This window comes from Kitasatospora sp. NPDC002522 (genome assembly GCF_053595195.1).
On the sequence record NZ_JBSFXE010000038.1, the window covers coordinates 1 to 13,215 of the forward strand.

Annotated in this window: 16 protein-coding genes; 6 read left to right on the top strand and 10 right to left on the bottom strand. The window is 74.9% G+C overall.

The annotated features are described in order from the left end of the window. Positions 1-159 precede the first annotated feature (159 nt). Positions 160-654, top strand: coding sequence for an NUDIX hydrolase (locus tag ACWD4U_RS27045; RefSeq protein ID WP_363452100.1), 495 nt, complete (start codon positions 160-162; stop codon positions 652-654). Between the two features lie 364 nt (positions 655-1,018). Here the strand turns inward: ACWD4U_RS27045 and ACWD4U_RS27050 are convergent, their stop codons facing one another. The 3 genes from ACWD4U_RS27050 to ACWD4U_RS27060 form a co-directional block, all read right to left on the bottom strand. Then, entirely contained in the window at positions 1,019-1,720 is a 702-nt protein-coding gene (locus ACWD4U_RS27050) for a class I SAM-dependent DNA methyltransferase (protein WP_363452102.1), read from the bottom strand. 148 nt (positions 1,721-1,868) lie between these two features. Continuing rightward, complete coding sequence (locus ACWD4U_RS27055; protein WP_363452104.1) at positions 1,869-2,573, bottom strand: tyrosine-protein phosphatase; 705 nt, start codon at positions 2,571-2,573, stop codon at positions 1,869-1,871. A gap of 52 nt (positions 2,574-2,625) precedes the next feature. After that, positions 2,626-3,315, bottom strand: a complete 690-nt coding sequence (locus ACWD4U_RS27060) for a hypothetical protein (RefSeq protein ID WP_363452106.1) — start codon at positions 3,313-3,315, stop codon at positions 2,626-2,628. 243 nt (positions 3,316-3,558) lie between these two features. Between ACWD4U_RS27060 and ACWD4U_RS27065 the strand changes: the two genes are divergently transcribed. The 4 genes from ACWD4U_RS27065 to ACWD4U_RS27080 all read left to right on the top strand — a co-directional run bounded on the left by ACWD4U_RS27065 (position 3,559) and on the right by ACWD4U_RS27080 (position 7,252). Beyond that, a complete protein-coding gene (locus ACWD4U_RS27065) occupies positions 3,559-4,293 on the top strand; it encodes an RNA polymerase sigma factor (protein ID WP_363452108.1) in 735 nt (244 codons plus the stop codon). After that, complete coding sequence (locus ACWD4U_RS27070) at positions 4,290-5,159, top strand: hypothetical protein (protein ID WP_363452110.1); 870 nt, start codon at positions 4,290-4,292, stop codon at positions 5,157-5,159. Before ACWD4U_RS27065 ends, ACWD4U_RS27070 begins: the two co-directional genes overlap by 4 nt. A 312-nt stretch (positions 5,160-5,471) precedes the next feature. Continuing rightward, a complete protein-coding gene (locus ACWD4U_RS27075; protein WP_363452112.1) occupies positions 5,472-5,621 on the top strand; it encodes a hypothetical protein in 150 nt (49 codons plus the stop codon). Between the two features lie 140 nt (positions 5,622-5,761). Then, the gene (locus ACWD4U_RS27080; RefSeq protein ID WP_363452114.1) at positions 5,762-7,252 is read left to right on the top strand and encodes a protein kinase domain-containing protein; all 1,491 of its coding nucleotides are present in this window, start codon (positions 5,762-5,764) and stop codon (positions 7,250-7,252) included. A 13-nt stretch (positions 7,253-7,265) separates the two neighbouring features. Here ACWD4U_RS27080 and ACWD4U_RS27085 read toward each other — a convergent pair whose 3' ends face one another. The 6 genes from ACWD4U_RS27085 to ACWD4U_RS27110 all read right to left on the bottom strand — a co-directional run bounded on the left by ACWD4U_RS27085 (position 7,266) and on the right by ACWD4U_RS27110 (position 12,138). Next, positions 7,266-7,796 (bottom strand): potassium channel family protein, encoded by a 531-nt coding sequence (locus ACWD4U_RS27085; protein WP_363452116.1) that lies wholly within the window; start codon positions 7,794-7,796, stop codon positions 7,266-7,268. Further along, positions 7,793-9,064: a hypothetical protein gene (locus ACWD4U_RS27090; protein ID WP_363452118.1), complete on the bottom strand. Its 1,272-nt coding sequence runs from the start codon at positions 9,062-9,064 to the stop codon at positions 7,793-7,795. The genes ACWD4U_RS27085 and ACWD4U_RS27090 overlap by 4 nt, the downstream gene beginning before the upstream one ends. A 162-nt stretch (positions 9,065-9,226) precedes the next feature. Next, positions 9,227-9,502, bottom strand: a complete 276-nt coding sequence (tatA, locus tag ACWD4U_RS27095; protein ID WP_363452120.1) for a Sec-independent protein translocase subunit TatA — start codon at positions 9,500-9,502, stop codon at positions 9,227-9,229. A 222-nt stretch (positions 9,503-9,724) separates the two neighbouring features. Continuing rightward, positions 9,725-10,066, bottom strand: coding sequence for a DUF202 domain-containing protein (locus tag ACWD4U_RS27100; protein ID WP_363452122.1), 342 nt, complete (start codon positions 10,064-10,066; stop codon positions 9,725-9,727). After that, the gene (locus ACWD4U_RS27105) at positions 10,063-10,413 is read right to left on the bottom strand and encodes a YidH family protein (protein WP_363452124.1); all 351 of its coding nucleotides are present in this window, start codon (positions 10,411-10,413) and stop codon (positions 10,063-10,065) included. The genes ACWD4U_RS27100 and ACWD4U_RS27105 overlap by 4 nt, the downstream gene beginning before the upstream one ends. Positions 10,414-10,560: 147 nt before the next feature. After that, positions 10,561-12,138, bottom strand: a complete 1,578-nt coding sequence (locus tag ACWD4U_RS27110) for an MFS transporter (protein WP_363452126.1) — start codon at positions 12,136-12,138, stop codon at positions 10,561-10,563. A 110-nt stretch (positions 12,139-12,248) separates the two neighbouring features. Between ACWD4U_RS27110 and ACWD4U_RS27115 the strand changes: the two genes are divergently transcribed. Next, the gene (locus tag ACWD4U_RS27115) at positions 12,249-12,836 is read left to right on the top strand and encodes a TetR/AcrR family transcriptional regulator (protein ID WP_363452128.1); all 588 of its coding nucleotides are present in this window, start codon (positions 12,249-12,251) and stop codon (positions 12,834-12,836) included. Positions 12,837-12,870: 34 nt separating this feature from the next. On the opposite strand, the gene ACWD4U_RS27120 is transcribed toward ACWD4U_RS27115, so the two are convergent. Continuing rightward, positions 12,871-13,209, bottom strand: coding sequence for a cupin domain-containing protein (locus tag ACWD4U_RS27120; RefSeq protein WP_363452130.1), 339 nt, complete (start codon positions 13,207-13,209; stop codon positions 12,871-12,873). Positions 13,210-13,215 lie beyond the last annotated feature (6 nt).

Consider the following 13,215-nt stretch of genomic DNA (forward strand, 5'->3'; position numbering starts at 1 on the left):
CTCCGCCGACAGGTCCCTAACCAGCGATGACCGCAGTTCTCAATCAGTGGTCGGAGCGTCCCGGAGGACCGGGCGGCCATTCCTTCCGAGCCCTCGAGGGCAACGCGCCATCAGCCATACCCGGTCCTCCCGGACCGCCTCACATTCTTAGGGAGTGCCATGGCCGACGCCCCCGAGTTCGCCTCCAAGGAGGAGTGGCTCGCCTCCCTCCACCGCGTGTACGCCGCCGCGGGCTGCCTGATCTCCGACCCCGACGGCCGCGTCCTGATCGTCAAGGCCTCCTACCGCGACGCCTGGCAGTTCGTCGGCGGCACCGTCGACCTCGGCGAGAACCCCCGGCAGTGCGCGGCCCGCGAACTCCACGAGGAGACCGGCCTGACCCGCGAGGCCGGCGACCTGCTGGCCGTCGCCTGGACCCACCCCAGCGGCGAACTCGACCACCCCGCCTGCCACTTCCTCTTCGACCTCGGCACCTTCCCCGCCGACACCCCCATCACCCTCCCCGCCGGCGAGCTCGACACCTACCAGTGGGCCACCGTCCCCGAAGCCCTCACCCTCCTCGGCCCCGCCCGCTCCCTCCGCCTCCAAGCCGCCCTGGCCGCCCGCGAAGACGGCCACCCCCGCATCATCACCGCCCCGAACTCCGGCTTCTGACCCCCCACCCAGCCGCCTACGGCGGGGAGCCGGCGGGTTTTTCGGAGGTCGGCGGACTCGACCCATCGCGCGCCCGCACGGTGGCTGGCGGGGAGCCGGTCGGCATGTGCCGTCGCGAACCGTCAGTCGGTCTCGTCCGCCCGCGCGGGTACCTTGCAGGTCCTTCGGTGGCTACCCCGTGGGGCTCCTCGCCTGCGCACCGTCGGTGACTCCCCGTCGGCCCGCCGCAGGCGGTGGCCTACCGGCGGGGAGCCGGTTGCTCGTCGGTGGCTGCGCTGTGGTGGGCCGTCGTTCGCTCGCGTGCTTCGCTGACTTCCCGTCAGCCCGCCGCCGGCTCCGTGTTCGCCGGCGCCCGTGTGGGCGGTCAGGTCTGTGGGCGGCGCCAGACGTAGGCGGCGGAGACGGGGTGGCCGCGGTGGGGGGTCCACTTGGGCTTGAGGGTGAGCCAGGCGTCGTCGACGACGCGTTCGTGTATCTCGGCGAGGTGGAAACCGGCGGCGAGGCCGGTGGTGAGGTGGTCGCTGACCAGGTGGACGTGGGTGGTGATGGCGACGGGGCCGGTGGGGCCGTCGAAGTGGGTGGGCATGCCGGCGGCCATGATGAACGCGGGGTGCAGGCCGACCAGGGTGAGCAGGCCGCCGGGGCGCAGCAGGCGGAAGGCCTCGCGGTAGAGCGGGGCGAGGTCGGCGAGGTGCTCGTCGACCAGGGAGCAGGCGGCCAGGTCGTAGCTCGCGGACGGCAGTCCGGTCGCGCCGAGGTCGGCCTCGACCAGGCGGCGGTGGGCGCCGCGCTGCCGGGCCCGGTCGAGCATCTCGGGGGTGAGGTCGACGCCGTCCACCGCGCCGACGCCCTGCCCGCGCAGCCACGCGCCGGTGCGCCCCGTCCCGCAGCCGAGGTCGACGGCCGTGGCGGCCTCGCCCCACGCGGGGACGGTGAGGCCGGCCAGCACCTCGACGTCCATCGCGTCCTGCACGGTCCGCTCGTAGCTGTCGACCCATTGGGCGTAGCCGGTCCGGACGTCCACCATCGGATAGTTGCGGGTGTCGAACAGCGCGAAGTCCACCATGTCGGCAGTATCCGTCGGGCCACGTGCGCCCTGCCAACGATTAAGCGGTCTGCCAAAGTTTGAGCGCTCCGCCAGAGCTTGAGCGCCCTGCCAACGATTGAGCGCCCTGCCAACGATTGACGGGCCACGCTGCGGAGCTCGCCGGCCGTCAGCCCAGCAGTCGCGTCCGCACCGCCGCGACGTCCGCGGCCGGCAGCCAGTCCGGCCCGTCGAACTCGGCCAGCACCTGCGCCAGGACGGCCTCCGCGGAGGTCCCGGCGGAGGCGAGGATGCGGGCGATGCCGGCCTCCTCGTCGGGGTGGCCGAGGATCGCCCACAGCGGGCGGAGGTTGGCGGCGCTGCGCAGGTAGTCGTCGGCGATCGCCGCGGGGGTGACGCCGGCCAGGGCGAGCAGGACCAGCGCGGCGAGGCCGGTGCGGTCGCGTCCGGCCCCGCAGTGCACCGCCACGGCGCCGGGCCGGGCGGCGGCGACGGCGGAGACCAGGGCGGAGACGGCGTGCGGGCAGTGGTCGAGGTAGGGGCGGAAGGAGAGCGGGGTGCCGTCGAGGGCGCCGAACCGGGCCCACCAGTCGGGTCCGGCGAGGGCGTCCAGCGGCACCCGGACCAGGTCGACGCCGTCCGGGAGCGGGAGCAGCGGCCGGTACTCCTCGGGGTCGCGCAGGTCGACGACGGTGCGCACGCCGTAGGCGAGCAGTGCGGCCCAGCCCTCGGCGGTGAGCCGGTCCAGGTTGTCGGCGCGGACGATCGCTCCCGGCCGGGTGCGCCGTCCGTCGACGGTGGGCAGGCCGCCCAGGTCGCGGACGTTCAGGCAGCCGTCCCATTCCAGCCGCCGGTCATCCAGCAGTCCCGTCACTTCAGCCCCCCGGCTCACTCCAGGGGCACCGCGCCCCGGTACTGACTGAGACTCAGCTGGGCGCGGAGTGGTTCCCGCGCGGGAACTCCCAGAGCGCGCGGCCGAGGGTGTCGAACACCCGGACCAGGTCGAAGCGTTCGTCGCCCGCGGAGAGGAACCCGCGGGCGGCGCCGGCCAGCACCGCGCCGGCGGCCGCGTCGTGGCGGCTCCAGGCGCCGAACAACTCCAGCGCGCCGGAGGCGAGTTCGGCCCGCTGGATGCGGGCGACCGCGGCCTGGGCCAACGCGCCGTTGACGCCGTCGAGTTCGGCCTGGCCGAGGTAGCGCTCGCGGCCCTCGACGTCCAGTCGGCGGCGCAGCTCCGGCAGCGCGTAGCGGCGCACCGCGGCGACCGAGTCCTCCACCGCGACCAGCCAGCGCGGGCCGGGCGCCACCTCCCACCACACGGCGCCGCCGACCGGCAGCAGCTCGCCGATCGGGGCGCTCCAGCGCTCCAGCCCGGTCGGGGTGTTGGCGTCGGGGCGGATGCTGCGCCGGTCCCACGCCGACTTGTCGGTGACGCTCAGGTTGACGGTGTACCGGACCCGCCCGTCCTCGACCACCGCGTGCACGCCGAGCACCGCCCAGCGGGCGGTGTCCGGCAGCGAGAAGGAGTACCGCCAGCCCTGGAACCCGAGGGCGCGCAGGGCGGGCGCGAAGTGCTCGCGGATTCCCGTCGCGTACAGCTCCTGGGCGGTGGTCATGGCGGCGCGGGCTCCTCGCGGTCGGCAGAAGGGTCGGCCGAAAGGCCGGTGGTGAAGAGGGGGGGAATGTCCCTCTTTCGCACGGTATGGCGAAGCGAGTGGCCCGGGCCGCGGGCGAACGGCAGCGGCCGGCGGGACGAAGCGACGGCATCGGAGGGGACGAAGTGACGGCCTCCGACGGGACGAAGGTCCGCCCGGCGCCCCGCCTCGGCGGGTTGGGCCGCTTCACTCCGATGGCGCATCATGTGGCGGGTGCACAGTGCTGAACACCACGGGGCGGACGACGGTTGTCCGGCCGGCCGTCCGAGCCCACCGGACCGTCCTCCCGGCCGGCGGGTCGATCTGACCGAGGCGGTGGCGGCCGCCCAGCGCGGCGACGAGGAGGCGTTCCGGATCCTGTTCCGCGCGGTCCAACCCGGCCTGCTGCGCTACCTGCGGGTGCTGGTCGGCGGCCGTGCCGAGGACGCCGAGGACATCGCCTCCGAGGCCTGGCTGCAGATCGCCCGTGACCTGCCGGGCTTCCGGGGTGACGCGGACGGCTTCCGCGGCTGGGCCGCCACCATCGCCCGCAACCGTGCGATGGACCACCTGCGCCGCCAGCGCCGCCGCCCGGTCGCCGACGTGCCCGAGGAGTACCTGGCCGAGCTGGCCGCCGTCGAGGACACCGCGGGCCAGGCGATGGCCACCGTCGCCACCTCCGACGCGCTGGCGCTGATCGCCGGCCTGCCGCCGGACCAGGCCGAGGCGGTGCTGCTGCGGGTGGTGCTCGGACTGGACGCCGAGAGCGCCGCGAAGGTGCTCGGCAAGCGGGCCGGCACCGTCCGGATGGCCGCCCACCGCGGGCTGCGGCGGCTGGCCAAGGTGCTGGAACAGACCGGGGGAGCGGCCGGCGGGGTGCCCCGCCGGGAGGCCGCGAAAAAAATCTCCGCGCAGGGTGTGACACCGGCGCAGGTGCCGACGCTGAAGGACATGAGATGAGCACCAACCGATCCCGCCGGATCGATCGCGCCGCCGCCGAGCAGTTGTTCGGCGGCGCCACGGTCGACCCGGAGGCCGGTCTGGCCCCCTCCGCCGGGCGGCACTCCGCCCCCGGACGGCCCGAGCTCTCCGCACTCCTCGCCGCCGCCGCGGCGCACGGTGCGGAGGGCGACGGCCCGCTGCCCGGCGAGGAGGAGGCCATGGCCGCGTTCCGGCAGGCCGCTCGCACCCCTGCCCCACAGCACCGGAGACGAACGATGGCGGACACCGCGCTCGCGCGGGCACTCAGCGCGAAGGCCCTTGCCATCGCGCTGGGCGTGACCGCCGTCGGCGGGGTCGCCGTCGCCGCGAGCACCGGACGGCTGCCCGAGGTGCTCGGCGGCAGCCCGGACAACCCGCCGCCCGCGGTCGCCTCCGCCACGCACTCCTCGTCCGCGCCGGGCAACCCGTCCGGGCAGACCGGCAGCCCGCGTGCGGGCAAGTCGGCGAGCGCCACCGCCCGACCCGGCGGGGGCGACGGCGGCCGGGCCGGCACCGGGTCGACCGACCCGAGTGCGCTGCCCGACCTGGCGAAGCAGTGCCGCACCTTCGCCGACCGGGTGTCCGCCGGCGCCAAGGCGAAGGACGCCGCCACCCTCCCGGAGCTGGCCGAACTGCTCAAGGCGGCCGACGGATTCGAGAAGGTGACCGGCTACTGCGCCGCTCTGGCGGCGGGCGGCGACCAGCAGGGCGACACCGGCCACGGCCGTCCGTCCGCCACCACGACCCCGTCGCCGAGCGCGCCGACCCCGAGCCCGAGTCGCTCGGACGGCCGCCGCGGCGACCCCCAGCAGTCCAAGTCCTCCGCCGGAGGAGGCCAGGACTGACCAGACTCCGGTCGGATGGTGGGCACCCCCCGGGCCCACCACCCGACCGGGACCGCCACCGGGCGGTCGGCGGCCTCCCCTGTGCCCGCCGCCCGCCCGGGGACCGACTCCGGACGGTCGGAGGGCTCCCCCGGGCCCCCGCCGTCCGGGACGGCTCCGGACGGTCGGTGGGCTCCCCCGGGCCCCCGGCCGTCCGGGACAGCTCCGGACGGGCGGCGCCACTCCCCCGGGTGTGCCGCCCGTCCGGAACCGGCTCCGGTGCCGAGCTCCGACCCTCCAGCCCGTCCCCCCGACCTCCCCCGGTGAGCCGCCATGACCTTCCCGCGGACCTCGCCCGGCGTCGAACGCCGGGCCCGGCGCGACGCCGCCCGCTCCCACCCGCACCGCCTGCGCCCGCTGCCGGCGGTGTGCGCCGCGCTGCTCGCCGTCGCCCTGCTGCTGTGGGGCTGCATCGGCCCGTGAGGCCGGTGAGGCCCGCGCGGTGCACCGGGCCGCAGTGGCCGATGGTGCCCGTGGCACCGGTGATGACCGGGGACCGGGTCCGCCGGGGGCCGCGAACGCTATGGTTCACGGGTGCCCGACCGACGTGAGGGGAGTATCCGATGATCGGACGCGCGATGAACGGGCGCTACGAGCTCGGCGAGATACTCGGCGTCGGCGGGATGGCCACCGTCTACCGCGGCATCGACCGGCAGCTCGGCCGCCCGGTCGCGGTGAAGGTGCTCAACGGCGGTCTCGCCGACGACCCCCGGTTCGCCGAGCGCTTCGCCCGCGAGGCCCAGCACGCCGCACTGCTGGTCCACCCGCGGATCGTCACGGTCTTCGACTCCGGCGTCGACCAGGGCGCGCCCTACCTGGTGATGGAACTGGTGCACGGCCGCGCCCTCGGCCACCTGATCGCCGAGCAGGGCGCCCTCCCGGTGGAGCGCGCGGTCGGCATCGCCGCCGCCGTCCTGGACGCGCTCTCCGCCGCCCACGCCCAGGGCCTGGTGCACCGCGACATCAAGCCCGGCAACATCATGATCACCCACGACGGCGGGGTGAAGGTGGTGGACTTCGGCATCGCCCGGGCCGGCTCCTCCAGCGGCCAGCAGCTCACCCAGACCGCCACCGTGCTCGGCACCGCCGCCTACCTCTCCCCGGAACAGGCCACCGCCGCCGAGCTGGACGGTCGCTCCGACCTGTACGCGGTCGGCTGCGTGCTGGTCGAGATGCTCACCGGCGCCCCGCCGTTCACCGCCGACACCCCGGTCGCCATCGCCTTCAAGCACGTCACCGAGTACCCGGCCCCGGTCTCGCTGCAGCGCCCGGACGTGTCCCCGGCGCTGGACGCGGCGATCATGCGGCTGCTCGCCAAGAACCCGGCCGACCGCCCCGCCGACGCCGCGAGCGCCGCCGCCGAACTGCTCGCCGCCGTCCCGTCCGTCCCCGCGGACCGGGCCGCCGCCCTGCTCGGCAGCGCCACCCAGGTCCTCCCGCCGGTCGCCGCCCCGCCGCAGCCCTACACCGAGCAGCACCGCACCTCGGTGCTCCCGCCGCTGCCCTCGATGGCCGCGATGGACTCCGACGGCTACCACGACGAGGAGCCCCGCCGCAGCCGCAACCCGCTGGTGTACGGCGGCATCGGCGCCGCGGTGATCGTCTGCGTGGCCGCCGTCGCGGCCTTCTCGTTCAGCGGCAACGGCGGCACCCCGAAGACCCAGCACACCGCCGCCCCGCCGGTCGCCTCCAGCAGCGCCCCCGAGCCCTCGACCGCCGCCCCCTCGCCCAGCCTGAGCCCCTCGTCGCGCCCCTCCGCCACCCCCAAGCTCAGCGTGGCCGGCCAGCTGGCCCAGCTGCGCGCCGACGTCGCGCAGGCGAACTTCGCCCGGGACCGCGACCGCCAGGACGACCTGACCAAGCTGCTCGACCAGGCCGCCCAGGCGGTCGGCGACAAGCAGCCGGACGAGGCCGAGAGCGCCCTGAAGGACGCCCAGCGCCTGATCCGCGACCTGCAGAAGCGCCACGCCGTCGAGGGCGGCGTCCTCACCGGCTGGCTGAACCGGGTCACCGCCCTGACCGCTGTCGTGCACGCCCAGGCCCAGCAGAACTAGCCGCCCGGCAGCCCTAGTCGTGCTTCCCGCGCCGGGAGTGCCGCTCGCCGGCGCGTTGCACCGCGCGGGTCTTCACCTGCCGGGTCAGCGCGGTCACTCCGGTGGTCAGGAAGACCACGGTGTACAGCAGTTGGAGCATCACCATGACCCGGGAGACCTGCCCGGTCGGGTGGATGTCGCCGTACCCGACGGTCGACATGGTGATCACCGTGAAGTACAGCGCGTCGATCTTGGTGTACAGCCCGTCGATCTGGCCGGGCTGCCGGGCCAGCGCCAGGTAGGCGGCGGAGAACACCACCAGGGCCGCGCACACCAGCAGCAGGATCACCGGCGCGGGCCGGCCCGGCAGCCCGAGGATCTGCTGGCGCACCTCGCGCAGCACCCCGAGCCCCAACAGGGTCAGCAGGGCGGCGAACACCGTCCAGCTGAGCACCGGGTGGTGCGGCCCGAAGGCACCGAGCGGCACGGTGAAGTACGCCACCAGCAGCGCCACCGGTCCGCCCAGCAGGGTGAGGTAGGCGCGCATCGGCCGCGCGGTCGTCACGCCGGTTCGCCGGGAGTGTCCAGGAACTCCAGCACGGCGAGCACCAGCAGCAGTGCCAGCGCCAGCCAGAGCACCACCAGCCCGGTCGGGTAGCTCCAGGTGAGCAGGACGATCGCGGCCACCGCGACGGCGCCCCACCCCAGCCAGGTCTTCCAGCGGTGCACGAAGCGGCCGACCGGGCCGAGGTTCATGCCGATCCGCTCGGCGGCCTGCCGGACGGCGCCCAGGCCCTCCTGCCAGAGGCTGCGCACCCAGCCGGCCCGGCGTCCGGCACCGGTCAGCCAGGCGGCCAGCGCGATCACCACGCCGAGCGCGAGCACCATCCGGATCGCGGTCCGCAGGTAGCGCACCAGCGTGTCGTAGACCGCCATCGCGGCGGCCTGGTCCACGTCGGCGGGCAACTTGTCCAGGTAGACGGTCCGGAAGACGCTCAGCCCGATGCCGAGCACCCCGGCGCCCGCCGCCATCAGGAGCGCCGCGGTGACGGTCGCGCGGCGCCGCCGCACCGCCAGCAGGATGCCGCCGACCGCGCAGGCCACCGCCAGCACCGGCACCCAGAACCCGGCCAGGTCGAGCAGCCGCAGGCCGGTCTGCGCCTTCTTCACCGCGCTGGACTGCACCAGGGTGTAGTCGGTGTGCACCTCGGGGATCTTCGACGCCAGCCCCAGGCCGTTGGCCACCAGCCGGTCCTTGACCTGGGCGATCACCGGCGCCAGGTCGAGGCTGACCTTGTCGCCCTTGACCTGCACCGCCCCGCCGCCCTGGCCGGTCAGCACCTTGTCGAAGGCGGCGTGCGCGCTGCGCAGCACGTTCGCCCAGATCCCGGCGAAGGCGTCGGACTGCAGGAAGCGCTGCACCTGGTCGTGGACGAAGCCGGTCAGGCCGCTGGTCAGCGCCGGGCCCAGCTTGGCCAGCGCGGCGTCGAGGACCGGCTTGTCGGCGGGCGCCGCCGAGTTGATCAGGTCGGTGATCGGCAACTGCTGCATCACCGCGTCGGTGATCCGGTTGGCGAGCGCGCCCTGCACCGCCGGGTCGGAGGCCAGCGGCGCCATCGTCGCGACGAACCGGTCGGTGTCGGTGACCTGCGCCTTGCTCCACGAGGCGACCACAGCGAGCGGGGTGAGCACGGCGGCCAGCAGGATCAGCACGACGGCGAAGAACGACCGCACCCGGTGCCTGGGCCGGGGCGGCTTCTGCTTCTCCAGGACGGCGATCCGCTTGCGCAGCTCGGCGAGCTCCGGCTCGCTCGAGGGTTCGTCCGTCGCCATCCGTGCCTCCCCGGTGCCACACCGTCAGATGGCTACCAGGAGATACCAGGGCGAAGCGGACAGCCAGTCGGGTTGGTCCCTCAGAGGGCGCGGGAACGCCGGAACCCCCGGACCGTCAGCTGACGGTCCGGGGGTTCCGGAAGGCGTGCGGTCGACGAGCCGTCAGGCCGTGGTCGACTTGGTCTCCGGGGCGGCCTTGGTGACCACGGTCGGCTCGACGGCCGGGCGGGGCTGCTCGGCGGCCTGCGAGGTCGCGGTGCCGTTCTGCGCCTCCGCGGGGGCGTCGTCCTCGCGCAGGGCCTTGGTCTCGGCCTTCAGGATGCGCATCGACTTGCCGAGGCCGCGGGCCATCTCGGGCAGCTTCTTGGAGCCGAACAGCAGGACGAGCACTGCCACCATGATGATGATGTGCCAGGGCTCAAGACCGTTACGGAACATCCCTGACCACCGGTCCTTTCGTGGAAGTTCTCGCCGTGAATTCCGGGCCGGGCGACGGAGCCCGACCCGGCCAGTATGCCTGGCCTTGTCGGCGAACGTATACACCCGTCGGCAAACAGCCGCCGAAAAACAGGTGATCCGAGTCATGTGGTCTGAACCACGTGCGGATAACGACCGGAATTCGGCGGCCGGTTCGCGGTCGTCCGAGGTGCGGCGTCCGGCTCAGGCCCGCGGGCCCAGCAGCACGCTCCAGGCCGAACCCGCGGCGGCCAGCACCACCACCGCGGTGAGCATCCGCACGGGCGCCGAGGAGGCGACCCGCCGCTCCCCGCCCGGCTGCTCCAGCAGCCGCCGGCGGCGCACCCCGTGCAGGTGGAAGCCGCCGGCCGCGCAGGCCAGCACCGCCCCGATCGCGACCAGGCCCGGCTGCCGGTGCAGCAGTCCGGTGCGCAGCACCAGCAGGGCGTCGGCGGTGAGCAGCAGCGCGGTGCGGCTCCAGGCCAGCAGGGTGCGCTCCGGCTGCAGGCCCGGGTCGCGGCCGCTCGCCGGGGCCCGGCCGGTCACTTCGCCCAGCCGACGATCAGCACCGCGAAGACGGCCGCGGCCAGCGCCACGCAGACCGTCAGCACCAGCATGATCCGGGTGGCCGGCAGCGCCCCGCCGGCCCGCATCGCCCGCTCGACCTGCCGCCAGCGCCGGTACGCCGCCACGCCGAGGCCCGCGCCGCCGGCCGCCAGCAGCACCGACAGGGTGGCCCGGACCGGCTCGGGCGCCAGGTCCGGGGTCAGCTGGTCGAGCGCGATCGCGCCGGCCAGCAGCGCCAGCGCGGTCCGGATCCAGGCCAGGAAGGTGCGCTCGTTGGCCAGCGTGAAGCGGTAGTCGATCTCCTCGTCGCCGTCGTCGCCCGCCATGCCAGCGACCCTAGGGCCTGCCCGACGCTGCGCCCCGGACCGGCGCGGCGGAGGCCGTCCGGCGGGGCGACCGGCGGACGCACCCGGGCACGCGAACGGCCCCGGACGGGGTCGTCCGGGGCCGCGCCGCGCCGTGCCGATCCGGGGTCAGGCCACCGGCAGGGCCTGGTCGGGCTCGGCGGGCGCCGGGTCGGCCGGGGCGGTGCGGGCGGCGGGGACGGGCAGGTGACGCATCAGCAGGTGGGCGGCGAGCGCCGCGCCGAGCATCACGGCGACGCCGACCAGGGCGGCCAGGTGCATGCCGTCCGCGAAGGCGGTGCGGGCCGCGGTGAGCAGCTGGTCGGCGGCCTCGCCGGGCAGGTGGGCGGCGACGGTGACCGCGCCGCCGAGGGTGTCGCGGGAGGCGGTGGCGGCCTCGCCGGTGACGCCGCCGGGCAGCGGGCCGTCCAGCCGGGCCCGGTAGACGGCGGCGCCGGCCGCGCCGAGGAGGGCGATCCCCAGCGAGCTGCCGAGCTCCTGCGCGGTCTCCGCGGTGGCGCCGGCCGCGCCGGCCCGGTCGGCGGGGGCGGCGGAGAGCACCATCTCGCCGGTGATGCTGATGGTGCCGACCGAGCCGGCCGCGATCACCCCCGCGGCGACCAGCGGCAGCGCCAGCGAGGAGCCCGGGTCGACCAGCGCCATCGCGGTGAACCCGGCCGCACTGGCCAGGAACCCGGCGGTGAGCAGGACGGCGGGCCGGACCTTGCCGGCCAGCGCGCCGAATCCGCCGACCGCCGCGCCGACGCCGACGCTGGGCAGCAGGGCCCAGAGCGAGGCGGCCAGCGGGCTGTAGCCCTTGACCAGCTGCAGGTACTGGGAGGTGAAGAGGGTGAAGCCCATCATGGCGAACATCGCGATGGTGTTGACGGTGATCGCCCCGGAGTAGGTGCGGATCCGGAACAGCCCGAGGTCGATCAGCGGGTTCGCCGCGGTGCGCAGCCGGACCGCGAAGCCGGTGCCCAGCAGCAGCCCGGCGGCCAGCACCAGGGCGGGCCGCAGGCTCCAGCCGTCCACCGCGAGGGTCTTGATGCCGTAGACCACCGGCAGCACGGTGGCGATCGAGAGCGCCGCGCCGAGCAGGTCGAAGCGGCCCTGCCGGGGTGCCCGGTGCTCGGGGAGCAGGAACGGCGCGCCGACCATCACCAGCAGCATCGCCGGGACCGCGACCAGGAAGGCCGAGCCCCACCAGAAGTGGTCGAGCAGGAGACCGCCGACCACCGGGCCGAGGGTGGCGCCGGCCATCATCACGCCGCTCCAGGCGCCGATCGCGGCCTGCCGCTGCCGGGGGTCGTGGAACATGTTCCGGATCAGGGCCAGTGTGGACGGCCCGAACACCGCCCCGGCGATGCCCAACAGGGCCCGCGCGGCGATCAGTTGGGCCGCCCCGTCGGCCCAGGCGGCGACCAGTGAGGCGGCCGCGAAGGCCGCGGTGCCGCCGATCAGCAGCCGGCGGCGACCGATCCGGTCACCCAGCGCGCCCATCGGGATCAGCAGCCCGGCCAGCAGGAACGAGTACATGTCCATGATCCACAGCTGCTGGGTGCCGCTGGGGTGCAGGTCGGTGGCGATGAAGGGGACGGCGAAGAACAGCACGCCCATGTCCATGGCGAGGACGAGGGTCGGCAGCAGGAGGAGGGCGAGGCCCAGCCATTCACGTCGGCCGGCGCGGCCGTGGGTCGTGGTCATGGCGATGACTGTACGGAGGTCTCACACAACTGTCTAGTACAAGCGTCTAAATCACTCGTCCCAGACGTTCGAGCAAGACATCCGTCTTGGACTGGCGTAGCATCGCCGCCATGGGAAACCGCGAAGACCTGCTCGCCAGCGCGAAGCGCTGCCTGCAGGAAAAGGGCTACGGGCGCACCACCGCCCGGGACATCGCCAGCGGCGCCGGGGTCAGCCTGGCCGCGATCGGCTACCACTACGGCTCCAAGGACGCGCTGCTGATCCAGGCGCTGGTCCAGGCGATGGGGGAGTGGGGCGAGGCCGTCGACGCGGCGCTGGCCGGGGCGGCCGAGGTGGCCGACCCGCGGGAGCGCTTCGTCCGGGTCTGGGATGCCGTCCGGGACAGCTTCGAGACCCACCGCGGGCTGTGGACGGTGCAGTTCGAGATCGTCGGCCGGCTCGACCACCTGCCCGAGCTGCGCGAGCAGCTGGCCGGCGCGCAGAAGCTCGGCCGGCTCGGCCTGGCCGCGATGTTCCAGGGCCGGCCGGAGCACATCGACACCCCGGAGGAGCTGGCCAGGGGCGTCTTCTACCAGTCCCTGCTGCTCGGTCAGGCCACCGCCTGGCTGATCGACCCGGACCAGACGCCCACCGGCCGGGAGTACCTGGACGGGCTGGCCCTGGTCAGCGCCGACCTGCTCGGCGTCCCGGCGACCTGACGGGGGATCAGCGGGCGGGGCGGACGCCCCCGGCTCAGGCGGTGACCGCGGTGAGCAGCACCACCGCGTCGGTGTGGGCGAGCAGGCCGTGCCGCTCCTGCGGGATGGCGTGCAGCTCGCCCGTCGCCACCTCCTGCCGGCGGCCGGCGACGGTCAGTGACACCCGGCCGCGCAGCACCTGCAGGCTGGCCGCGACGGGCGCGTTGTGCTCGTCCAGCGCGGCGCCCGCGGTCAGCGCGATCACGGTCTGCCGCAGCACGCCGTCGTGCAGCACCAGGTGGGCGCTGCGGCCGTGCGGACTCGCCGCGGCCTTGGCGGCGTGCTCCTCGGCCAGGGCGGCCAGGTCGACGTGGACGGGCTGCTGCTCGGTCATCGCGCT

What these genes read in the sequence shown, in the direction of transcription:
- ACWD4U_RS27115 (WP_363452128.1), top strand. Translation starts at nt 12,249, where the DNA reads ATGGGAAACCGCGAAGACCTGCTCGCCAGCGCGAAGCGCTGCCTGCAG.
- ACWD4U_RS27050 (WP_363452102.1), bottom strand. Translation starts at nt 1,720, where the DNA reads ATGGTGGACTTCGCGCTGTTCGACACCCGCAACTATCCGATGGTGGAC.
- ACWD4U_RS27065 (WP_363452108.1), top strand. Translation starts at nt 3,559, where the DNA reads ATGTGGCGGGTGCACAGTGCTGAACACCACGGGGCGGACGACGGTTGT.
- tatA (WP_363452120.1), bottom strand. Translation starts at nt 9,502, where the DNA reads ATGTTCCGTAACGGTCTTGAGCCCTGGCACATCATCATCATGGTGGCA.
- ACWD4U_RS27070 (WP_363452110.1), top strand. Translation starts at nt 4,290, where the DNA reads ATGAGCACCAACCGATCCCGCCGGATCGATCGCGCCGCCGCCGAGCAG.
- ACWD4U_RS27075 (WP_363452112.1), top strand. Translation starts at nt 5,472, where the DNA reads ATGACCTTCCCGCGGACCTCGCCCGGCGTCGAACGCCGGGCCCGGCGC.
- ACWD4U_RS27110 (WP_363452126.1), bottom strand. Translation starts at nt 12,138, where the DNA reads ATGACCACGACCCACGGCCGCGCCGGCCGACGTGAATGGCTGGGCCTC.
- ACWD4U_RS27105 (WP_363452124.1), bottom strand. Translation starts at nt 10,413, where the DNA reads ATGGCGGGCGACGACGGCGACGAGGAGATCGACTACCGCTTCACGCTG.
- ACWD4U_RS27120 (WP_363452130.1), bottom strand. Translation starts at nt 13,209, where the DNA reads ATGACCGAGCAGCAGCCCGTCCACGTCGACCTGGCCGCCCTGGCCGAG.
- ACWD4U_RS27090 (WP_363452118.1), bottom strand. Translation starts at nt 9,064, where the DNA reads ATGGCGACGGACGAACCCTCGAGCGAGCCGGAGCTCGCCGAGCTGCGC.
- ACWD4U_RS27045 (WP_363452100.1), top strand. Translation starts at nt 160, where the DNA reads ATGGCCGACGCCCCCGAGTTCGCCTCCAAGGAGGAGTGGCTCGCCTCC.
- ACWD4U_RS27080 (WP_363452114.1), top strand. Translation starts at nt 5,762, where the DNA reads ATGATCGGACGCGCGATGAACGGGCGCTACGAGCTCGGCGAGATACTC.
- ACWD4U_RS27060 (WP_363452106.1), bottom strand. Translation starts at nt 3,315, where the DNA reads ATGACCACCGCCCAGGAGCTGTACGCGACGGGAATCCGCGAGCACTTC.